A 20,848-nucleotide genomic window follows, 5' to 3' on the forward strand; every position below is an offset into this window, starting at 1 on the left:
CGGGTGCCTCGGAGATGGCCTGCGCTTCGCGCGGCCGTGGCGGAAGGCGGTACACCGAATTACGAAAGAACCTATGTCCAAACAATTTGACGTGATCGTCATCGGCGGCGGCCCTGGCGGCTACATCGCTGCCATCCGCGCCGCGCAACTCGGCTTCAACGTCGCCTGCATCGACGAGTGGAAGAACGGCAAGGGCGGCCCCGCACCGGGCGGCACCTGCACCAACGTGGGCTGCATTCCCTCGAAGGCGCTGCTGCAGTCGTCTGAGCACTTCGAGCAGGCCGGCCACCACTTCGCCGACCACGGCATCAAGGTCGAAGGCCTGGGCCTGGACATCGACAAGATGCTGGCCCGCAAGGACCAGGTCGTGAAGCAGAACAACGACGGCATCCTGTACCTGTTCAAGAAGAACAAGATTTCGTTCTTCCATGGCCGCGGCTCGTTCGTGAAGGCGGACGCCGGCGGCTACGAGATCAAGGTGGCCGGCGCCGCCGAAGAGTCGATCGTCGGCAAGCACATCATCGTGGCCACGGGCTCCAACGCCCGCGCGCTGCCGGGCACGCCGTTCGACGAGGAGAACATCCTCTCGAACGATGGCGCGCTGCGCATCGGCGCGGTGCCGAAGAAGCTGGGCCTGATCGGCTCGGGCGTCATCGGCCTGGAAATGGGCTCGGTGTGGCGTCGCCTCGGTGCGGAAGTCACGGTGCTCGAGGCACTGCCGACCTTCCTCGGCGCGGTGGACGAGCAGATCGCCAAGGAAGCCAAGAAGGCCTTCGACAAGCAGAAGCTCAAGATCGAGCTCGGCGTGAAGGTCGGCGAGATCAAGTCGTCGAAGAAGGGCGTGAGCGTGGCCTGGACCGACGCCAAGGGCGAAGCCCAGACGCTGGAAGTCGACAAGCTGATCGTGTCGATCGGCCGCGTGCCCAACACCATCGGCCTGAACGCCGAAGCCGTGGGCCTGAAGCTCGACGAGCGCGGCGCCATCGCGGTGGACGACGAGTGCAAGACCAGCCTGCCCAACGTGTGGGCCATCGGCGACGTGGTGCGTGGCCCGATGCTGGCGCACAAGGCCGAGGAAGAGGGCGTTGCCGTGGCCGAGCGCATTGCCGGCCAGCATGGTCACGTCAACTTCAACACGATCCCGTGGGTGATCTACACCAGCCCCGAGATCGCGTGGGTCGGCCAGACCGAGCAGCAGCTCAAGGCCTCGGGCCGCGCCTACAAGGCCGGCACCTTCCCGTTCCTGGCGAACGGCCGCGCACGCGCGCTGGGCGACACGACCGGCATGGTCAAGTTTCTGGCCGACGCCGCGACCGACGAGATCCTGGGCGTGCACATCGTGGGCCCGCAGGCCAGCGAGCTGATCTCCGAAGCCGTTGTGGCGATGGAGTTCAAGGCCAGCGCCGAGGACATCGCGCGCATCTGCCACGCGCACCCGTCGCTGTCGGAAGCCACGAAAGAAGCGGCACTCGCCGTGGACAAGCGCACGCTGAACTTCTGATCCCGCCGATCTTTTGACCAGCGTCAAACAGGCCTACGAGGCGGAACTCGCTGCGCGCGGGTTCAAGAGCGATCCCGCGCAGCTGCGCGCCGTGGAGGCGCTGGATCGCTGCGCCAGCGAATGGGCCGAGTACAAGGCCCAGCGCTCGAATGCGCTGAAGAAGTTCATCAACCGGCCGGAGCTTCCGCGCGGCGTCTACATGTACGGTGGCGTCGGGCGGGGCAAGAGCTTCCTGATGGACCTGTTCTTCAACGCCGTGCCGCTGCGGCGCAAGACGCGCCTGCACTTCCACGAGTTCATGCGCGAGGTGCACCGCGAGCTGCGCGAGCTGCAGGGCACGGTGAACCCGCTCGACGAACTGGGGCTGCGCATCTCGAAGCGCTACAAGCTGATCTGCTTCGACGAGTTCCACGTGGCGGACATCACCGACGCGATGATTCTCCATCGCCTGCTGGTGTCGCTCTTCGACAACGGCGTGGGGTTCGTCACCACCTCGAACTTCAAGCCCGACGACCTGTACCCGGGCGGCCTGCACCGCGACCGCATCCTGCCTGCCATCGAGCTGCTGAACGAAAAGCTGGAAGTGCTGAGCGTGGACAACGGCACCGACTACCGGCGCCGCACGCTGGAGCAGCTGCGCATGTACCTCACGCCCAACGATGCGGCGGCCGAGAAGGAGATGCGCAAGGCCTTCGAGAAGCTCGCCGAGACGGCGGACGAGAACCCGATCCTGCACATCGAGCAGCGCGAGATCCGCGCGCGGCGAAAGGCCGGCGGCGTGGTCTGGTTCGACTTCAAGACGCTGTGCGGTGGTCCGCGCTCGCAGAATGACTATCTGGAGATCGCGAGCCAGTTCCACACCATCCTGCTGTCCGACGTGCCGCACATGCCGGTGCGCATGGCTTCCGAAGCACGCCGTTTCACATGGCTGGTCGACGTCTTGTACGACCGGCGATGCAAGCTCATCATGTCGGCTGAGGTTCCGCCCGAGGCGTTGTACACCGAGGGCCCGTTGTCGCATGAGTTTCCGCGCACGGTCTCCCGGCTCACCGAGATGCAATCGAGCGAGTTCCTTGCCCTGGAACGCCGCGTCGTCGATACCCGACTTACATGAAAAAAATCGTTCTTGCTCTGTTCATGGCGTTGGCCAGCCTGCCGCTGTGGGCGCAGTCCAACGCCACGGCGGGCAGCGCCGACCTCGACGCCGAGAAGCGCCGGCTGTCGGCCGAGCGAGAGGCCATAGAGAAGCGCTACGTCGAGGAGCGGGCCGCTTGCTACAAGAAGTTCGCGGTAGAAGACTGCCTGCGCGAGAGCCGCACCCGTCGCCGCGCCGAAACGGACAACATCAAGCGGCAGGAAACCGCGATCAACGACATCCAGCGCCAGCGCAGCGGTGCGGCCGAGCTGAGGAAGCTCGACGAAAAGGCGGGCACGCAGCGTTCGGTGGACACGCCCGAGAAGCAGCAGCAATCCATCCAGAACCAGAAGGACCGCGAGCAGCGCGCTGCCGATCACGCGGCCGGCCGCGCCTCCACGGCAGCCGAAGCTGCCGAGCGCGAGCGCCAGTTCCAGTCCAAGCAGCAGTCGCACGCCGACGAGCAGGCCAAGGCAGCCCAGCGTCGCGCCGAAGCGCCAGAGGCCGTTCGGCGCTTCGAGGAGAAGCAGCGCCGTGCAGCGGAACACAGGGCCGATCGCGAGCGGCGCAACGCCCAGCAGCGCGACAAGCCGCGTGGGGCGCCGTTGCCCCCGCCGCCTGCCGAGCCGGGACCGGCCAAGCCCTGACAGGGAAAGAGAGAGGGTGGCGCCCGCTGCCCGCGCTCAGGCGGCGGCAGCGGGGAGCGGATCGAGCTTCAGGACCGCGATCGAGATGTTGTCGCCCGTGCCCCGGGCCCGGCGGCGCGCTTCGCCCACCAGGATTTCCACCGCGTCGCGCGGCGGCTGCGCATAGAGCACGCTCGCCAGTTCCTCGGGGCTGAAGTAGTGCCAGAGCCCGTCGCTGCAGGCCATCAGCAGGTCGCCCGGTGCCATCTTCGGGATGTAGTAGGGGTCGATGGGCGGCGGCGTGGTCGTCATGCCCAGGCAGCCCAGCAGGATGTTGCCCTGCGGATGGATGTTGGCCTCGGCTTCGGTGATCTGGCCCCGGTCGATCAGCACCTGCACGTACGAGTGGTCGCGCGTGCGCTTGAGCAGCTCTCCGTCGTGGAAGTGGTAGATGCGCGAATCGCCGGCGTGGATCCAGGCGCAGTCGCCCTTCGGGTTCATGAGGAAGGCCGCGATCGTGCTGTGCGGTTCCTGCTCGGCGGAAACGGCGGTGAGCTTGATGACTGTGTGCGAGTCCTCGAGGATCTGCTTGAGCAAGGCTTCCGGGTCTTCCTTGCCGGGCTGGTAGCGCGTGAAGAGCTGGCGCGCCGTCATGAGCACCTGGTCGGAGGCCTTGCGCCCGCCGCTGCGCCCACCCATGCCATCGGCCACAACGCCCAGCACGCAGCCGGGCACGCGCGGGTGGCTCATCAGCAGGACCTGGTCCTGCTGGTACGGGCGGTCTCCCTTGTGGAGTCCGGTGGCCGCTGCGAGTCGAAAGCCTTGGGTCATGAAGCAATGGGCGCCTGAGGCGCGGGTTCCTGTCTTCTCGGAGATTCGTGTCAGGACGTATTATCGAATGAACATGCGGCGCGAAAACCAGGCGTGCGCTCCCCACCGTTGGACTCCAATCTTCACTCCCTTTCCCGCCAGCTGATCGAACTGCGCATCGAGCACGCAGACCTCGACGCCACCATCGACCGTCTGGCCGAAGGCTCGCCGCAGGACGAGCTGCTGCTTCGGCGCCTCAAGAAGCGCCGCCTCGCGCTGCGCGACCAGATCGCCCGCCTGGAAAACATCCTCGATCCGAAAGAGCCGGCGTGACGGGGTCGCTCGAAGACAAGGTGCGCGACGCCTTCGCGCAGGACGGTGGCCTTTCGCGCGCCGCGGAGCAGTTCCGCGAACGCTCGGGGCAGACCGAGATGGCGATGGCCGTGGCCCGCACCATCGACAAGGGCGGTGTGCTGGTGGTCGAGGCCGGCACCGGCGTCGGCAAGACCTTTTCCTACCTCGTGCCGGCGCTCCTGAGCGGCGAGCGCGTGCTGCTTTCCACCGCCACCAAGACCCTGCAGGACCAGCTCTTCGGCCGCGACCTGCCGCGTCTCGTCGAAGCCTTCGGCCTGCCGGTGCGTACGGCGCTGCTCAAGGGCCGCGCCAGCTACCTGTGCCTGCACCGGCTCGACATGGCGCGCCACGATGCTTCCCTGCCAGAGCGCGGCAGCCTGCGCACGCTCGCCAAGATCGAGCAATGGTCCAAGGCCACGCGCACCGGCGACCTGGCCGAGCTGCCGGGGCTCGACGAGCGCTCGCCGCTCATTCCGCTGATCACCTCCACGCGCGAGAACTGCCTGGGCGCCCAATGCCCGCAGTTCAAGCCCTGCCACGTCAACCTGGCGCGGCGCGAGGCGCTGGCGGCCGACATCGTCGTCATCAACCACCATCTTTTCTTCGCCGACCTCGCGGTGCGCGAGACCGGCATGGCGGAGCTGCTGCCGACGGTGAGCGTGGTGGTGTTCGATGAGGCGCATCAACTCAACGAGACCGGCGTGCAGTTCCTGGGCGCCCAGCTCGGAACCGGCCAGGCGCTCGACTTCGCGCACGACATGCTGGCCGCGGGCCTGCAGCATGCGCGCGGCCTGGTCGACTGGCAGCAGCTGGTTTCCACCACCGAGCGCGCCGCGCGCGATCTGCGGCTGGTTGTCGGCAAGCAATGGCCGGGCGCGAAGCTGCGCTGGCTGGGGCCGTCGCCCGAGGGCATCGACCCCGCGGCGTGGCAGGGGGCGCTCGACGACCTGCTGGATGCATTCCGGGCGGCAGCGGAAGGGCTGGACACCGTCAGCGAAATCTCGCCCGACTTCGTGCGGCTGCACGAGCGGGCTCGCCAGCTCGCGAAACGCACCGCGCGCTTCGCCTTGCCGTGCGAACTCGATTCCGTGCGCTGGGTGGATGTGGGCACGCAACTGCGGCTCATCGAATCGCCTCTGGACATCGCCGATGCGATGCGCAAGCGGGTGCTCAAGATCGCCGGCGAGGCCGGCGAGGCCGATGAGGCCGGGATCGACGGTGACGAGCAGGAAGACGGCCTGGACGCCTACGGCGAGCAGCTGGCGCGTTCGGGCGCTGCACACGAAGAGGGCGGCCGCGCCTGGGTCTTCACGTCGGCCACGCTGGGCGACGAGCCCACGCTGCGCTGGTTCACCGAGCCCTGCGGCCTGCAGGACGCCGAAGTGCTGCGCGTGCAGAGCCCCTTCGACTACGCCTCCCAGGCCGCGATCTACGTGCCGCGCGCCTTTCCCAAGCCCAACGATCCGTCGCACAGCCAGCGCGTCGCGCAGCTCGCGGCGCGCGGGGCGGCGGAGCTTGGCGGCCGCACGCTGGTGCTGACGACCACGCTGCGCGCATTGCGCACCATCGGCGACGAGATGAGGCAGCAGTTCGAACTGCTCGACGCACAAGTTCGGCCCGAAGTGCTCGTGCAGGGCGAACTGCCCAAGCGCGTGCTGATGGACCGCTTCCGCGAAGGCTCGAGCGCCGGGCGCGCGGGCTGCGTGCTGGTGGCGTCGGCGTCGTTCTGGGAGGGGTTCGATGCACCGGGAGACGTGCTTCAGCTGGTGGTGATCGACAAGCTGCCGTTTCCGCCGCCCAACGATCCGCTGGTCGAGGCGCGCTCGCAGCGGCTGGAGGCGCAGGGGCGGAGTTCGTTCGCCGACTATTCGCTGCCCGAGGCGGCGGTGGCGCTCAAGCAGGGTGCGGGGCGCCTGATCAGGCGCGAGACCGACAGCGGCGTGCTGGCGATCTGCGATACACGGCTGGTGGCGATGGGCTATGGCCGCCGTCTGCTGGCAGCCTTGCCTCCGATGCGGCGGCTCGAGAACGAAGCCGATTTCGATGCCGCGCTGGAGGCGCTCAGGAACTGAGCGGGAGGCTTCGGCAGAGCGCTTGCGGCCCTACCGGTTCAGGAAGGTCGACTGGCTTACCAGACCTTCCACCACGGGTCGTCCTTGCCCTTGAAGCCGTTGGCGAGGAAGGTGCTCTGCGGGTAGTTGGTGGTCAGCACGCGCTGGGCGTCGTCGCGCAGATCCTTCATGCCGAGTGCGTCGTACGACTTGACCATGATGTACAGGGCTTCCTCGAGCGCCGGCACTTCGCGGTAGTCGGCCAGCGCGACCTGGGCGCGGTTGATGGCCGCGAGGTAGGCGCCGCGCGTGTAGTAGTAGCGCGCCACGTGAACCTCGTACTGCGCGAGCGAGTTCACGATGTAGTTCATGCGCTGGCGTGCGTCGGGGGCATAGCGCGAGTCGGGGAAGCGCGTGGCCAGGTCCTTGAACGCCTCGAACGATTCCTTGGCGGCCTTCTGGTCGCGCTCCGACAGGTCCTGGCGCGTCAGGAACGCGAACATGCCGAGGTCGTCGTTGAAGTTGATCACGCCCTTGAGGTAGAGCGCGTAGTCCATGGCCGGGCTCGCCGGGTGCAGCTTCATGAAGCGGTCGACGGTGGCGATGGCGGCCGCCTTCTCTCCGGACTTGTACTGGGCGTAGGCCTTTTCCAGCTGTGCCTGCTGGGCCAGCGGGGTGCCGGCTGCGCGGCCTTCGAGCTTCTCGTAGAGCGGAATGGCCTTGTCGTAGGCGCCCGATCCGGCCTCGTCCTTGGCTTCCGAATAGATGCGGTTGGGGCTCCAGGTGGCGGTCTTGTCGGCGGTCGGGGTCGACGAGCAGCCAGCTGCCAGCAGAGCCGCCGCGCTGAGCGCGATCCAGGCGGGGACCGATAATTTGGCGCGAATCATCACATACGGCTTTCGTGAAACAGTTGCCCTCAATTATATCGACCGACCCTCTGGGCAATATCCCCGACAGCCCGGAGGTGGCCGAGCACGAAGAGGGCGCCGACCCGGCCGAGGCCAGCGAGCAGCGGCCCTTCGTCATCGACCCGGCCCAGCACGGCCAGCGGCTCGATCGGGCCCTGGCGGCGCTGGTGCCCGAGTTTTCCCGCAGCTATCTGCAGCAGCTGATCGAGGCAGGCGTCGTCGAGTTGCAGGGGCGCACCGTCACCAAGGCCTCGGCGCCGGTGAAGGCGGGGCAGTCCGGGCGCATCGAATTGCGCCCCACGCCCCAGAGCCAGGCCTTCCGGCCGGAGGCGATGGACATCGTCACCGTGTACGAGGACGAGCATCTGCGCATCGTCGACAAGCCCGCCGGCCTCGTGGTGCACCCGGCACCGGGGCACTGGAGCGGCACGCTGCTGAACGGCCTGCTGGCGCTCGACCCCAAGGCGGTGCTGCTGCCGCGCGCCGGCATCGTGCACCGGCTCGACCGCGATACAAGCGGCCTGATGGTGGTGGCGCGCACGCGCCCCGCCATGGATGCGATGGTGGCGCTGATCGCCGCGCGCGAGGTCAAGCGGCAGTACCTGGCCATCGGCCACAGGCAGTGGGAAGGCGCCCCTGCACGGCATGTGGACGCCCCCATCGGGCGCGATCCGCGCAACCGGCTGCGCATGGCGGTGGTCGATCTGGAGCGCCATGCGGGCAAGACCGCCCGCACGCTGATCGAGCGGCTCGACAGCAGCGCCGAAGGCTGTGCCGTGCGCTGCACGCTCGAAACCGGGCGCACCCACCAGATCCGCGTGCACATGGCCTCCATCGGCCATCCGCTGGTGGGCGACGCGCTCTACGGTGGCGCGCCGGCCGCGGGGCTGTCGCGGCAGGCGCTGCATGCATTCAGGCTGGCCTTCGTGCATCCCGTCACGCAAGCGGCGCTGGAGTTCCGCTCGCCGTTGCCGGGGGACCTCGTCCAGGCTTTGCAGGCCTGGGGGCTGGATTACAATCGCGCCTGACGGCCCGAGGGCCGCGCCGGTCGCCCGAGACCGGCCTTGCGTTGCATTCGCCGCGTGCCTGCAGCGCCTACTCCTTCCATCCTTCTGAACAAGCGCCCCCAGGCGCCTTTTCCCGGATAACGCGAACCATGAATACGGCGGATGCCAAGCGCATTCTCGAAACCGCCTTGATCTGTTCGAGCCAGCCGTTGCCGGTGCGCGATATGCGCGTGCTGTTCGACGACGAGCTGGGTGCGGACACCATCAAGGCGCTGCTGCTCGAACTGCAGGAAGACTGGGCGCAGCGTGGCCTGGAGCTGGTGAGCGTCGGCAGCGGCTGGCGCTTCCAGAGCCGGCCGGAAATGCGCGACCACCTCGATCGCCTGCACCCCGAAAAGCCGCCGCGCTACACGCGCGCGGCGCTCGAGACGCTGGCCATCATCGCCTACCGACAGCCCGCCACGCGCGGCGACATGGAAGACATCCGCGGCGTGACGATCAACTCGCTGATCCTTAAGCAGCTGGAAGATCGCGGCTGGGTCGAGGTCATCGGCCATCGCGAAACGGTCGGCCGCCCGGCGCTCTACGCGACCACGCGCCAGTTCCTCGACGACCTGGGCCTGGCCTCGCTCGACCAGTTGCCGCTGATCGAGACGCCCGCGCAGCAGGCGGCGCTGGTCGACGCGCTCGAGCAGGCCTCGGGCGAGCAGCAGGGGCTGCCGATCGATGCGGCGCCGGAGGGCGATGCAGATGCGTCCGGATCGGCGGAGCTGGAACTCTCCTTGGCCGGCGTGCCGGCGGCGGACGCCGAGATTGCTGCTGCGCAACAAGGCGAAGAAGCCGTTGCCGAGACGGCTGAAGCGCTGGAGATGCCTGCCCGGGAGCCCGCGGTCGTCGACACCGCGCCCGAAGTCGTGGAAGCAGTCAAGGCAGCCGAAGCTGCCGAAGCGATCGAGGCCGCCCAGGCACAGTTCGCCGAGAACGAAGCGGGCGCCGAATCTGCCCCCGCCGAGCCAGAACAAGAACCCGCGTCAGAGCCCGATGCCCCGTCCGAGGACGAGACCGACCCTGACGCTCCCTCCCCCGGAAAAACCTCATGAGCACAACCGACACCGAAGACGCAGCGATGCTGCCGGTCGAGCCCGAAGTCAAGAAGAAGAAAAGGGCGACCCCGGCCAGGAAGGCGGTCGATGCAGTCGAGGCGGTAGCGCCGGCCGAGGCAGAAGTCGAGGCACCGAAGAAGCCGCGTGCACCACGCAAGAAGAAGGTGGTCGAGCAGGTTGCGCCCGAAACCGAGGCCGAGACCGTGCCCGTGGCGGAGGCGCCCCGGCAAGTGGGCGAGCCGGAAGTTGTCGCGGCCGTCGTCGAAGAGGCGCCTGTTGCAGTCGTCGCGGAGGTGGCGCGTGATCCGGAGCCTGTCGAGGCGCATCGGGCCGAGCGCCTCGATGACCGCGATGATGACTCCCGTGACGAAGACGAGGAAGACGAAGAGCCGGACGAGGAAGAAGACGACCTCGACCGCGCCCGCCGCGCCGCCGAGCGCGAGCAGCGCAACGCGCCGCCGCCGGAGCCGATCCGCTTCGCGGACGTCATCTCCGGCCAGTTCGACGCCGACGAGGAAAGCCCCGAAGTCCCGCCGCTCAAGCGCGTGCTGCTCCCTGAGGCCGATTCGCCCAAGCTGCACAAGGTGTTGGCGCAGGCCGGCCTGGGCTCGCGGCTCGAAATGGAACAGCTGATCCTGCAGGGCCGCATTTCCGTCAACAACGAGCCGGCCCACATCGGCCAGCGCATCCAGTACGGCGACCAGGTCAAGATCAACGGCAAGCCTATCCGCTATCGCATCGCGCCACCGCCGCCGCGCGTGATCGCGTACCACAAGCCCGTGGGCGAGGTGGTCACGCACGACGATCCGCAGAACCGCCCGACCGTGTTCCGCAAGCTGCCGCGCCTGCAGCAGGGCAAGTGGCAGTCGGTGGGCCGTCTCGACCTGAATACCGAGGGCCTGCTGCTGTTCAGCAGCTCCGGCGACCTGGCCAACCAGCTCATGCACCCTCGCTTCGGCCTGGAGCGCGAGTACGCGGTGCGCGTGCTGGGTGCGCTCACCGCCGAAGAGAAGCAGAAGCTGCTGGACGGCGTGCGCCTCGACGATGGCATGGCGCAGTTCGGTGCCATCGAGGACGGTGGCGGCGAAGGCTCCAACTGCTGGTATCGCGTGACGATCTCCGAAGGCCGCAACCGCGAGGTGCGCCGGCTGTTCGAGTCGGTGGGCCACGCGGTCAGCCGGCTGATCCGCATCCGCTACGGCGCGATGGTGCTGCCGCGCGGCCTGAAGCGCGGCGCCTGGATGGAACTCGACGACCGCGATATCCGCGCGCTGTTCCAGGCCTCGGGTGGCGCGGTCGCCCGTCCGGGCCAGCAGCAGCGTGGCCCGGGGCAGGAGGGCGGTGGCGGCAACGGCCGCGGCGGCCGCAACAAGAAGCGCCGTGGCAATCGCAACGGCGGCGGCCAGCAGCAGCCGCGCGACATGCGCGAAGCGCGTGACGACGGCGGGCGCGAGGCGCCGATCCCGAATCCGCTTGGCGACGGACGTCCGCCGCGCGGCGAGCGGGGAGGGCGTTCCAACCGTGGCGGCGGGCAGCCCCAAGGGCAGGGACGCCGCGGCAACGGCAACCGCCAGGGCGGCGATCGCCAGCAGCAGGGTGGCGGTGGCAATCAGCCCGATCCGATGAAGACCTCGCTGGGCTACATCGGCGCCGACAGCTTCTCGCGCCAGCGCAAGGAGCAGCGCGGAGGAGGTCAGCGCCGCGGAGGCGGCGGGGGCGGTGGCGGCTTCGCAGGCCAGGGCGGCGGACGCCGCCGCGGGCGCTGAAAGTCTGCCGTCGCAGCGCGGCCTTTCGCGGGGTTTTCACCAATCCGCAAGGCTGTGCCGGTTAAAATCAGAGGCTTTGTCGACATGTGACGCAACAAACTCGTTGCAGTTGTGACAAAACACTTCAAAATCAAAGCTCCAGGAAGCATTTCAATGGCTATCGAACGTACCCTTTCCATCATCAAGCCCGACGCAGTTGCCAAGAACGTCATCGGCAAGATCGTTTCCCGCTTCGAGGCCGCTGGCCTGAAGATCGTCGCCGCCAAGCTGGTGCACCTGTCGCGCAACGAAGCCGAGCAGTTCTACGCCGTGCACAAGGAGCGTCCCTTCTTCAAGGACCTCGTCGAGTTCATGATCTCGGGCCCCGTGTTCGTGCAAGTGCTCGAAGGCGAGAACGCCATCGCCAAGAACCGCGACCTGATGGGCGCCACGGACCCCAAGAAGGCAGCCGCCGGCACCATCCGCGCCGACTTCGCCGACAGCATCGACGCCAACGCCGTTCACGGTTCGGACGCTCCCGAAACCGCCGCGAACGAAGTGGCCTTCTTCTTCGCCGGCCTCAACGTCTACGCACGCTGAAACCCGGATCTCGCCCCGATTCCATGACCACGGCCAATCTGCTCGATTTCGATCTCGAGGGGTTGGCTGCGTTCTGCGAAAAACTCGGCGAGAAGAAATTCCGCGCCACGCAGCTGTTCCGCTGGATCCACCAGCGTGGCGCCAGCGACTTCACCCAGATGACAGATCTGGCGAAGTCGCTGCGCGAGAAGCTCGCGACCACCGCTCGCGTCGAGGCCCTGCCGGTCATCACGCAGCACGAATCCAGGGACGGCACGATCAAGTGGCTGTTCGACGTCGGTGACGGCAATGCCGTCGAAGCCGTATTCATTCCCGAGGACGACCGCGGCACTCTTTGCGTGTCGTCCCAGGCCGGCTGTGCGGTTGGCTGCCGCTTTTGCTCGACGGGGCATCAGGGCTTCAGCCGCAACCTCAGCACGGGCGAGATCGTCGCCCAGCTCTGGTTTGCCGAACACTTCCTTCGCAAGCACCTCAAGCGCGACGAGCGCGTCATTTCCAACGTGGTGATGATGGGCATGGGCGAGCCGCTGCAGAACTACTCGGCGCTCGTGCCAGCGCTGCGCACCATGCTCGACGACAACGCCTACGGGCTGTCGCGCCGCCGCGTGACGGTGTCGACCTCCGGCGTGGTGCCGATGATCGACCGCCTCGGCGCCGATTGCGCCGTGGCGCTCGCGGTTTCGCTGCACGCGCCCAACGATCCGCTGCGCGACGACCTCGTTCCGCTGAATCGCAAGTACCCGATCGACGAACTCATCGAGGCCTGCAAGCGCTACCTGGCCCATGCCCCGCGCGACTTCATCACCTTCGAGTACTGCATGCTCGACGGCGTGAACGACCAGCCAGAGCATGCACGCCAACTGGTCGAACTGGTGCGCAGGCACGGCATCTCGTGCAAGTTCAACCTGATCCCGTTCAACCCGTTTCCGGCCTCGGGCCTGCTGCGTTCGCCGCAGCCGCGCGTCCTGGCGTTCGCCAAGGCGCTGAGCGAGGCCGGTCTCGTGACCACCGTGCGCAAGACGCGCGGCGACGACATCGATGCCGCCTGCGGTCAGCTCGCCGGCGACGTCAAGGACCGTACCCGCGCGGCCGAGCGCATGGCGCAGCGCCGTGCGGCCGAGCAGCGCCCCGTTGTTTTGCATCCGGTCCGCAAGACCGCCTCCCAGGAGCATTGAACCGATGAGCATGGCCATTTCGATGACGACCGCGAACGTGCAGCGGATGCTGACGGTGGGTTTCGCGGGCGTCGCCGTGTCGCTGCTGCTTGGGGGCTGCGTGAGCACGCGCACCACCACCACCAGCCTGGCCGACAGCAGCAACTCGTCCAAGGGCACCGAGATCGTCACCGAGTCCGACGAGTCCAGCCGCCAGCGCCGCGCGCGCCTGCGCATGGAACTGGCCGCCGGCTACTTCGAGCACGGCCAGACCACCGTCGCGCTCGACGAAATCAAGCAGGCGCTGGCCGCCGACCCGAACAACGCCGACGCCTACAACCTGCGCGGCCTGGTCTACATGCGGCTCGACGACGCCGCCCTGGCCGAAGACAGCTTCCGCCGTGCCATCGCGATCAATCCGCGCGACCCGAACACGCGCCACAACTATGGCTGGCTGCTGTGCCAGCAGAACCGCTATGGCGACGCGGCCGCCCAGTTCGGCGAGGCCCTGGCCGTACCGACCTACACCGAGCGCGCCAAGACGCTCATGACACAGGGCGTGTGCGAGCTCAAGGCCGGCCAGCGCGACAAGGCCGAGCGCACCCTCATGCAGGCCTACGAGATCGACGCCAGCAACCCGGTGGTCGCCTTCAACCTGGCTTCCGTGCTGGCGCAGCGCGAGGAATGGTCGCGCGCGCAGTTCTACATCCGCCGCGTCAACAACAGCGCCGCGGCCAGCGCAGAGACGCTCTGGCTGGGCATCAAGATCGAACGTAAGCTGAACAACCGCGAGGCAGTCGCGCAGTTGGGAGGCCAACTGCAACGACGCTTCCCCCAGTCGCGGGAGGCAACAGCGTACGAGCGCGGGAATTTCAATGACTGATCGGGTTTCGGAGTTCGGCACTTCCGCAGCATTGCCACTGGAAGCTGGCGATATCGCGAACAAGACGGCCGGTGACCTGCTGCGCGAGGCGCGCGAGGCCCACGGCCTGCACATCGAGATGGTGGCCGCGGCCCTGAAGGTTCCGCCGCAGAAGCTCATGGCGCTCGAGGCGGACGACATCGCCTCGTTGCCCGACCCGGTCTTCGCCCGCGCACTGGCCAGCAGCGTCTGCCGCGCCCTGCGCATCGACCCGGCCCCCGTGCTCGCGAAGCTGCCCAGCACGCAGAAGGTGTCGCTCGCCGAAACCGACCGCACCCTCCGCTCGAACATCAATTCGGGCACGCCGCGCTGGAACGGCAACGGCCGCTCCAGCGGGCTGCCTTCGCGGCCGCTTCTGATCGTCGTGCTGCTGCTGCTGATCGGCGCGGGTGCGCTGTTCTGGCTGCCGCAGTCGGTGTTCGATCAGCTCGGCGCTTCCGTGTCGCGCCTTGCGGCGCGCGGCGATTCCGGTGCGGAATCGCCTTCCGCCAACGGTCCGGCCTCGGCCGGCGGATCCGTGGCCGAAACCGTGCCCACACAGGCCGTGGCGCCCAGTGGTCCGGTGGCCAGCGAGGCTCCGGCCGCGGCGCCTGCTTCCGGTGCGCCCGCGGCTACCGCTGCCGCGCCGGCTGCCACGGCTGCTGCTGCACCTGCGGCCACGCCCGTGGCTGCAGCCTCGAGCAGCCAGCAGCTGGTCTTCGTGGCTCGCGAGGAATGCTGGATCACCGTGACCGAAGCCGGCGGCAAGCAGTTGCTGCGCCGCAGCCTGCAGGCAGGCGAAACGGTGGGGCTGTCGGGCACGCTGCCGCTGTCGGTCGTGGTCGGCCGCGCTTCGAGCGTCGACGTGCAGGTCCGTGGCCAGCCCTTTGACCTGAAGCCCTTCACCAAGGGTGGTGGCGTGGCGCGTTTCGAGGTGAAGTCGTGACCTCCACTGGCAATTGCCTTCCCGTTCCGATCGAGGCCGCGGCTCCCAAGGCCCGCCGCTCGCGCCAGGCCAGCGTGGTCTGGGGGCCGCGCGTGGTCACCGTGGGCGGCGACGCCCCGGTGCGCGTGCAGTCCATGACCAACACCGACACCGTCGATGCCATCGGCACGGCGATCCAGGTGAAGGAGCTGGCCCAGGCCGGCTCCGAGATGGTCCGCATCACGGTCAACACGCCCGAGGCCGCCGCGCAGGTCCCTTACATCCGCGAGCAGCTCGACCGTATGGGCATCGACGTGCCGCTGGTGGGCGACTTCCATTACAACGGCCACCGCCTGCTGACCGACTATCCGGCCTGCGCCGAGGCGCTGAGCAAGTACCGCATCAACCCGGGCAACGTGGGCAAGGGCGACAAAAAGGACAGGCAGTTCGGCCAGATGATCGACGCCGCCATGCGCTGGAACAAGCCCGTGCGCATCGGCGTCAACTGGGGCAGCCTCGACCAGGAACTGCTCGCCAGCCTGATGGACGCCAACAGCCGGCGCGCCGAGCCCTGGGACGCCAAGCAGGTGATGTACGAGGCGCTGATCACCTCTGCCATCGAGTCCGCCAGGCTGGCCGAGTCGATGGGCATGGCCGGCAACCAGATCATTCTTTCGTGCAAGGTGAGCGGTGTGCAGGACCTGATCTCGGTCTACCGTGAACTGGCCCGCCGCTGCGACTATCCGCTGCACCTGGGCCTCACCGAGGCCGGCATGGGCACCAAGGGCACCGTGGCGTCGGCCGCGGCGCTGTCGATCCTGCTGCAGGAGGGCATCGGCGACACGATCCGCGTGTCGCTCACGCCGCAGCCGGGCGAGCCGCGCACGCAGGAGGTGGTGATTGCCTCCGAGATCCTGCAGGCGCTCGGCCTGCGCGTGTTCGTGCCGAGCGTCACCGCCTGCCCGGGCTGCGGCCGTACCACCAGCACCACCTTCCAGGAGCTGGCCAAGCAGATCGACGACTACCTGCGCATGCAGATGCCGGTCTGGCGCAAGAAATATCCGGGCGTGGAGACGCTGAAGGTGGCCGTCATGGGCTGCATCGTCAACGGCCCCGGCGAGAGCAAGCACGCCGACATCGGCATCAGCCTGCCCGGCACGGGCGAGGCGCCTGCGGCACCGGTCTTCATCGACGGCGAAAAGGCCCTCACGCTGCGCGGCGACAATATCGCCAACGAGTTCCATCAGCTCGTCGAAAACTACATTGAAAAGCGCTTCGGCCAGCCGCTGGCTGCCGACGTCGCCTGACCGCTTTCTCCTATGGCTGACAAGATCAATGCCGTCAAAGGCATGAACGACATATTGCCGGCGAGCGTGCCGCGCACCGACCGCCTGCCCGATTCGGCGCTGTGGTCGTGGTTCGAACAGAAGGTGCGGCAACTGCTGGCCCGCTACGGCTACCACTACATCGTGACGCCCGTGGTCGAACCTACCGCACTGTTCGTGCGCGGTCTCGGCGAGGTCACCGACATCGTCGAAAAGGAGATGTACTCCTTCACCGACTCGATGAACGGCGACAAGCTCACGCTGCGCCCGGAGGCCACGGCCGGCATCGTGCGCGCGATGGTCGAGCACAACGCGCTCTACAACGGCCCGCTGCGCCTGTGGACCATGGGGGCGATGTTCCGCCACGAGAGGCCGCAGAAGGGGCGCTACCGCCAGTTCCACCAGCTCGACGTCGAAGCGCTCGGCTTCCCGGGCCCCGACGTGGACGCCGAACTGATCCTCATGGTGCGCGCGCTCTGGCGCGAACTCGGCCTGGTCGAGGGCGAGCATGTGCGCCTCGAGATCAACAGCCTCGGCCAGCCGGCGGAGCGCCAGGCGCACCGTGATGCGCTGATCCGCCATTTCGAGGCGCATGCCGACGTGCTCGACGCCGATGCGAAGCGGCGCCTGCACAGCAACCCGCTGCGCATCCTCGACACGAAGAACCCGGCGATGCAGGCCATCGTCGAGGCCGCGCCCCAGCTGATGGACTTCCTCGGCGAGGAATCGCGCGCGCACTTCGACGCCGTTCGCTCCGTGCTCGATGCCGCGGGCCTGGCCTATCGCGTGAATCCGCGCCTGGTGCGCGGCATGGACTACTACAACCTCACCGTCTTCGAGTGGGTCACCGACCAACTGGGCTCGCAGGGCACCGTCTGCGGAGGCGGGCGCTACGACGGGCTCATCGGGCAGATGGGTGGCAAGCCGGCGCCGGCCGTGGGCTTCGGCCTCGGCATCGAGCGGCTGCTGCTGCTGATCCAGGAACTGGGCCTGCCGGTGCCGTCCGCGGCGCCCGCGGCCTATGCCGTCGTTCCCTCGGCCGCGGTGCTGCCGCAGGTCATGGTGGTGCTCGAGCAACTGCGCGCCGCGGGCGTCAGCGTGCTGCAGCACGCGGGCGGCGGCAACATGAAGGCGCAGTTCAGGAAGGCCGACGCGAGCGGTGCGCGCTACGCGCTGATCTTCGGCGACGACGAACTGGCGCGCGGCGAGGTCACCGTCAAGTCGTTGCGCGACGCAGGCGGCGTCCAAGTCGCCCGGTCTCTTTCGGAAGTGGCCGCCTGGGCCGCCACCCTACAATCGCCGGCTCCCAATACCTGACACGCATGGCAACCCATCTCGACCTCGAAGAACAGGAACAGCTCGACCAGCTCAAGCATTTCTGGAATACCTACGGCACCCTGATCACCTCGGTCGTGCTGCTCGTTGCCGGCGCCTTCGTGGCCTGGAACGGCTGGCAATGGTATGGCCGCAACAAGGCGGCGCAGGCCTCGTCGCTCTACGACGAGATCGAGAAGACCGCGCAGGCGGGCGACCCGGCGCGCATCGCGCTCGTGCTCGACGACATGAAGAAGCGCTTCGCGGGCACCACCTACGCGCAGCAGGCCGGCCTGCTGGTCGCCAAGACGCTGTACGAGAAGGGCAATGCCGCGGGTTCGCGCGCCGAGCTCGAATGGGTGGCCCAGAACGCCATCGACCCCGGCTACAAGGCCGTTGCCCGGCTGCGGCTGGCGGCCGAACTGCTCGACGGCAAGTCCTACGACGAGGCCCTGAAGCAGCTCGACGGCGGCGTGCCGAAGGAATTCGAACCCCTGGTGGCCGACCGCAAGGGCGACATCTACCTGGCCCAGGGCAAGCGCGCAGAGGCTCAGACCGAATACCGCAAGGCCTGGACTGGCCTCGGCGCCGCTTCCGACTACCGCCGCCTGGTGGAGATCAAGCTCAACGCGGTCGGCGTCGACCCCAAGAGCTTGGCTCCTGTAGTCACCGTCACTCCCGCAGCTCCCAAGACTCCCTGACCGCATCATGAATTTCAAGCGCCTCATGCCTGAATCGTCCGCCCTGCGTGCGGGATCAGCTCTCGTTTTGGTAGCGCTCCTGGCTGCCTGCTCGGGTTCGTCCAAGCCGAAGCCGGACGAGCTTCCCGCCAACCCGGCCCTGATGGGCGTGCGCCAGGCGTGGACGGTGCGCATCCCCGAGGTGAAGTTCCCCCTGACCACCGACGTCAGCGGCGACACGGTCACCGTGGCCGGCAGCGACGGCACGGTGGTCGCCATCGACGCGCGCGCCGGCCGTGAAGTCTGGCGCGCCAGCGCTGGCGCTCCGCTGGCGGCCGGTGTGGGCAGCGACGGATCGGTGGCGGCAGTCGTCACCACCGGCAACGAGCTGGTCGCCATCGAGAACGGCAAGGTGCTCTGGAAGCAGAAGCTTTCGGCGCAGGCCTTCACCGCGCCGCTGGTGGCGGGCCGCCGCGTGTTCGTGCAGACCGCCGACCGCAGCATCAGCGCCTGGGACGGTCAGAGCGGCCGCCGCCTGTGGATCCAGCAGCGCGCGGGCGAGAACCTGGTGCTGCGCAAGTCGGGCGTGCTGCTCGCCGTGGGCGATACGCTGGTGGCCGGCATCGGTGGCCGGCTGGTGGGCATCAACCCCGCCAACGGTACCTCGCGCTGGGAATCGCCCATTGCGGCGCCGCGCGGCACCAACGATGTGGAGCGCCTGGTCGACCTGACCGGCAGCGTGAGCCGCTTCGGCGACACGATCTGCGCGCGTGCGTACTACGCGAGCGTCGGCTGCGTCGAAACGGTGCGCGGCTCGCTGGTCTGGAGCAAGCCCGCCTCCGGCGCCGACGGCGTCAGCGGCAACGAGAGCTTCATCTACGGCACCGAATCCGACGGCAGCGTCGTGGCCTGGCGCCGTGCCGACGGCGAGCGCGCCTGGCAGATGTCGCGCCTCAAGAACCGCGTGCTGACTTCGCCGCTGGCCGTGGGCCGCTCGTTGATCATCGGCGAGGACACCGGCACCCTGCATTTCGTCTCGCGTGAAGACGGCGCGCTGCTCAACCGCATCACGCCGGACGGCTCGGCCATCACCGTTGCGCCGGCACTGGCCGGCAACACGGTGGTCGTGGTGACCGCCAAGGGTGGCGTGTTTGGCTATCGCCCCGAGTAACCCTCTTTCTTCTTTCCTTCTCTCTTTCCAAGGCCCGACCATGAAAACCGCGCCCTCGAAAGGCCGGCCATGACGCCGGTCGTGGCCCTGGTCGGGCGGCCGAACGTCGGCAAGTCGACCCTCTTCAACAGGCTCACGCAGACGCGCGACGCCATCGTCGCCGACTTCGCCGGCCTCACGCGCGACCGCCACTACGGCAACGGCCGCCTGGGCAAGCGCGAATTCATCGTCATCGATACCGGCGGTTTCGAGCCTGACGCCGGCAGCGGCATATACAAGGAGATGGCCAAGCAGACGCGACAGGCCGTCGCCGAGGCCGACGTCGTGATCTTCGTGGTCGATGCACGAGAAGGACTCTCCGCGCAGGACCATGACATCGCCAACGAGCTGCGCCGTATCGGCAAGCCCTGCGTGCTGGTGGCCAACAAGGCCGAGGGCATGCACGACGGCACCAAGCTGGTGGACTTCTACGAACTCGGGCTGGGCGAGGTGCACGGCGTGTCCGCGGCGCACGGGCAGGGCATGCGCGGCCTGGTCGAGCTGGCGCTGGCGCCGCTGAACCTTCCCGACCCCGATGACGAGGAGGAAGAGGACGACGTCAACAAGCCGATCAAGCTGGCTGTGGCAGGTCGTCCCAACGTGGGCAAGTCGACGCTGATCAACACCTGGCTGGGCGAAGAGCGCCTCGTGGCCTTCGACATGCCGGGCACCACGCGCGACGCAATCTCCGTACCCTTCGAGCGCAACGGCCAGCGCTTCGAGCTGATCGATACGGCAGGCCTGCGCCGCAAGGGCAGGGTGTTCGAGGCGATCGAGAAGTTCTCGGTGGTCAAGACGCTGCAGGCCATCGAGTCGGCCAACGTGGTGCTGCTGCTGCTCGATGCCACGCAGGGCGTGACCGACCAGGACGCGCACATCGCGGGCTACATCCTCGAAAGCGGCCGCGCGGTGGTGATCGCCATCAACAAGTGGGACGCGGTCGACAGCTACCAGCGCGAGCAGATCCAGCGGCAGATCGAGACCCGCCTCGCGTTCCTGAAGTTCGCGGCGCTGCATTTCATCTCGGCCATCAAGCGCCAGGGCCTGGGCCCGGTTTGGCAGGCCATCGCGCAGGCCCACAAGTCGGCCACGCGCAAGATGTCGACGCCGGTGCTGACAAGGTTGTTGCTGGAGGCGGTGCAGTTCCAGGCGCCCAAGCGAAGCGGGATGTTCCGTCCCAAGCTGCGATATGCGCACCAGGGGGGCATGAACCCGCCGGTGATCGTGATCCACGGGAATTCGCTCGAACATGTGACCGATGCTTACAAGCGCTTCCTCGAGGGACGCTTCCGCAAGGAGTTCGATCTCGTGGGTACCCCCTTGCGCATCGAGTTCAAGAGCTCCCACAATCCCTTCGTCGACAAGGACGACTGACTGAATTTGGCGGCGGATGGCCGCCGTTGAGTTCTGACCGGGGTGGAAGTTCCGGCTTTTGAGAGACGTTATTTTTCAAAGGCTTTTGGGTGCGATTGCTGCGGCGCGGAAACCCTGTGTTAAGG

General features: G+C 67.8%; 19 protein-coding genes. 17 read left to right on the forward strand and 2 right to left on the reverse strand.

The genetic code is table 11. From position 1 onward, the window contains the following. Positions 1-73: 73 nt before the first annotated feature. The 3 genes from lpdA to EJP67_RS01810 are packed head-to-tail and all read left to right on the forward strand — an operon-like array spanning position 74 to position 3,283. Positions 74-1,501, forward strand: coding sequence for a dihydrolipoyl dehydrogenase (gene lpdA, locus EJP67_RS01800; protein ID WP_126018801.1), 1,428 nt, complete (start codon positions 74-76; stop codon positions 1,499-1,501). 13 nt (positions 1,502-1,514) lie between these two features. Next, a complete protein-coding gene (gene zapE, locus EJP67_RS01805; protein ID WP_126018804.1) occupies positions 1,515-2,615 on the forward strand; it encodes a cell division protein ZapE in 1,101 nt (366 codons plus the stop codon). Then, positions 2,612-3,283, forward strand: a complete 672-nt coding sequence (locus EJP67_RS01810) for a hypothetical protein (RefSeq protein WP_126018806.1) — start codon at positions 2,612-2,614, stop codon at positions 3,281-3,283. The genes zapE and EJP67_RS01810 overlap by 4 nt, the downstream gene beginning before the upstream one ends. A 36-nt stretch (positions 3,284-3,319) precedes the next feature. Here EJP67_RS01810 and EJP67_RS01815 read toward each other — a convergent pair whose 3' ends face one another. Beyond that, positions 3,320-4,093 carry a PP2C family protein-serine/threonine phosphatase gene (locus EJP67_RS01815; protein WP_126018808.1) on the reverse strand — a complete coding sequence of 258 codons (774 nt, stop codon included), beginning with the start codon at positions 4,091-4,093 and terminating at the stop codon, positions 3,320-3,322. A gap of 108 nt (positions 4,094-4,201) precedes the next feature. Between EJP67_RS01815 and EJP67_RS01820 the strand changes: the two genes are divergently transcribed. Together EJP67_RS01820 and EJP67_RS01825 are read left to right on the forward strand one after the other, a co-directional pair. After that, positions 4,202-4,405: a YdcH family protein gene (locus EJP67_RS01820; protein ID WP_093201587.1), complete on the forward strand. Its 204-nt coding sequence runs from the start codon at positions 4,202-4,204 to the stop codon at positions 4,403-4,405. Further along, positions 4,402-6,498 (forward strand): ATP-dependent DNA helicase, encoded by a 2,097-nt coding sequence (locus EJP67_RS01825; protein WP_126018811.1) that lies wholly within the window; start codon positions 4,402-4,404, stop codon positions 6,496-6,498. Before EJP67_RS01820 ends, EJP67_RS01825 begins: the two co-directional genes overlap by 4 nt. Before the next feature lie 56 nt (positions 6,499-6,554). On the opposite strand, the gene EJP67_RS01830 is transcribed toward EJP67_RS01825, so the two are convergent. Beyond that, positions 6,555-7,364, reverse strand: a complete 810-nt coding sequence (locus EJP67_RS01830; protein WP_126018814.1) for an outer membrane protein assembly factor BamD — start codon at positions 7,362-7,364, stop codon at positions 6,555-6,557. Between the two features lie 23 nt (positions 7,365-7,387). On the opposite strand from EJP67_RS01830, the gene EJP67_RS01835 reads away from it, so the two are divergent. The 12 genes from EJP67_RS01835 (at position 7,388) to der (ending at position 20,723) form a co-directional block, all read left to right on the forward strand. Next, positions 7,388-8,413 (forward strand): RluA family pseudouridine synthase, encoded by a 1,026-nt coding sequence (locus tag EJP67_RS01835; RefSeq protein ID WP_420824255.1) that lies wholly within the window; start codon positions 7,388-7,390, stop codon positions 8,411-8,413. Between the two features lie 128 nt (positions 8,414-8,541). Further along, positions 8,542-9,492 carry an SMC-Scp complex subunit ScpB gene (scpB, locus tag EJP67_RS01840; protein ID WP_126018817.1) on the forward strand — a complete coding sequence of 317 codons (951 nt, stop codon included), beginning with the start codon at positions 8,542-8,544 and terminating at the stop codon, positions 9,490-9,492. Beyond that, positions 9,489-11,261, forward strand: a complete 1,773-nt coding sequence (locus tag EJP67_RS01845) for a pseudouridine synthase (RefSeq protein WP_126018818.1) — start codon at positions 9,489-9,491, stop codon at positions 11,259-11,261. Before scpB ends, EJP67_RS01845 begins: the two co-directional genes overlap by 4 nt. Positions 11,262-11,414: 153 nt before the next feature. Beyond that, complete coding sequence (gene ndk, locus EJP67_RS01850; RefSeq protein ID WP_019653122.1) at positions 11,415-11,840, forward strand: nucleoside-diphosphate kinase; 426 nt, start codon at positions 11,415-11,417, stop codon at positions 11,838-11,840. 23 nt (positions 11,841-11,863) lie between these two features. Further along, complete coding sequence (gene rlmN / locus EJP67_RS01855) at positions 11,864-13,015, forward strand: dual-specificity RNA methyltransferase RlmN (RefSeq protein WP_126018820.1); 1,152 nt, start codon at positions 11,864-11,866, stop codon at positions 13,013-13,015. Between the two features lie 4 nt (positions 13,016-13,019). Next, a complete protein-coding gene (gene pilW / locus EJP67_RS01860; protein WP_126018822.1) occupies positions 13,020-13,877 on the forward strand; it encodes a type IV pilus biogenesis/stability protein PilW in 858 nt (285 codons plus the stop codon). Beyond that, a complete protein-coding gene (locus tag EJP67_RS01865; protein ID WP_126018824.1) occupies positions 13,870-14,841 on the forward strand; it encodes a helix-turn-helix domain-containing protein in 972 nt (323 codons plus the stop codon). The genes pilW and EJP67_RS01865 overlap by 8 nt, the downstream gene beginning before the upstream one ends. Continuing rightward, the gene (gene ispG / locus EJP67_RS01870) at positions 14,838-16,127 is read left to right on the forward strand and encodes a flavodoxin-dependent (E)-4-hydroxy-3-methylbut-2-enyl-diphosphate synthase (RefSeq protein ID WP_126018826.1); all 1,290 of its coding nucleotides are present in this window, start codon (positions 14,838-14,840) and stop codon (positions 16,125-16,127) included. The genes EJP67_RS01865 and ispG overlap by 4 nt, the downstream gene beginning before the upstream one ends. 12 nt (positions 16,128-16,139) lie before the next feature. Beyond that, complete coding sequence (hisS, locus tag EJP67_RS01875) at positions 16,140-17,462, forward strand: histidine--tRNA ligase (protein ID WP_126018829.1); 1,323 nt, start codon at positions 16,140-16,142, stop codon at positions 17,460-17,462. Positions 17,463-17,467: 5 nt separating this feature from the next. Continuing rightward, positions 17,468-18,160, forward strand: a complete 693-nt coding sequence (locus tag EJP67_RS01880; RefSeq protein ID WP_126018831.1) for a YfgM family protein — start codon at positions 17,468-17,470, stop codon at positions 18,158-18,160. Between the two features lie 7 nt (positions 18,161-18,167). Further along, complete coding sequence (gene bamB / locus EJP67_RS01885; protein WP_126018833.1) at positions 18,168-19,310, forward strand: outer membrane protein assembly factor BamB; 1,143 nt, start codon at positions 18,168-18,170, stop codon at positions 19,308-19,310. A gap of 69 nt (positions 19,311-19,379) precedes the next feature. Then, entirely contained in the window at positions 19,380-20,723 is a 1,344-nt protein-coding gene (gene der, locus EJP67_RS01890; RefSeq protein WP_126018836.1) for a ribosome biogenesis GTPase Der, read from the forward strand. Positions 20,724-20,848 lie beyond the last annotated feature (125 nt).

It is taken from the genome of Variovorax guangxiensis, assembly GCF_003952165.1.
Lineage (GTDB): Bacteria > Pseudomonadota > Gammaproteobacteria > Burkholderiales > Burkholderiaceae_C > Variovorax > Variovorax guangxiensis.

Excerpts from the sequence above, each read along its gene's own strand:
- bamB (WP_126018833.1), top strand. The coding sequence starts at position 18,168 with ATGAATTTCAAGCGCCTCATGCCTGAATCGTCCGCCCTGCGTGCGGGA.
- lpdA (WP_126018801.1), top strand. The coding sequence starts at position 74 with ATGTCCAAACAATTTGACGTGATCGTCATCGGCGGCGGCCCTGGCGGC.
- hisS (WP_126018829.1), top strand. The coding sequence starts at position 16,140 with ATGGCTGACAAGATCAATGCCGTCAAAGGCATGAACGACATATTGCCG.
- EJP67_RS01810 (WP_126018806.1), top strand. The coding sequence starts at position 2,612 with ATGAAAAAAATCGTTCTTGCTCTGTTCATGGCGTTGGCCAGCCTGCCG.
- ndk (WP_019653122.1), top strand. The coding sequence starts at position 11,415 with ATGGCTATCGAACGTACCCTTTCCATCATCAAGCCCGACGCAGTTGCC.
- pilW (WP_126018822.1), top strand. The coding sequence starts at position 13,020 with ATGAGCATGGCCATTTCGATGACGACCGCGAACGTGCAGCGGATGCTG.
- EJP67_RS01865 (WP_126018824.1), top strand. The coding sequence starts at position 13,870 with ATGACTGATCGGGTTTCGGAGTTCGGCACTTCCGCAGCATTGCCACTG.
- der (WP_126018836.1), top strand. The coding sequence starts at position 19,380 with ATGACGCCGGTCGTGGCCCTGGTCGGGCGGCCGAACGTCGGCAAGTCG.
- rlmN (WP_126018820.1), top strand. The coding sequence starts at position 11,864 with ATGACCACGGCCAATCTGCTCGATTTCGATCTCGAGGGGTTGGCTGCG.
- EJP67_RS01880 (WP_126018831.1), top strand. The coding sequence starts at position 17,468 with ATGGCAACCCATCTCGACCTCGAAGAACAGGAACAGCTCGACCAGCTC.
- scpB (WP_126018817.1), top strand. The coding sequence starts at position 8,542 with ATGAATACGGCGGATGCCAAGCGCATTCTCGAAACCGCCTTGATCTGT.
- EJP67_RS01815 (WP_126018808.1), bottom strand. The coding sequence starts at position 4,093 with ATGACCCAAGGCTTTCGACTCGCAGCGGCCACCGGACTCCACAAGGGA.
- EJP67_RS01845 (WP_126018818.1), top strand. The coding sequence starts at position 9,489 with ATGAGCACAACCGACACCGAAGACGCAGCGATGCTGCCGGTCGAGCCC.
- EJP67_RS01830 (WP_126018814.1), bottom strand. The coding sequence starts at position 7,364 with ATGATTCGCGCCAAATTATCGGTCCCCGCCTGGATCGCGCTCAGCGCG.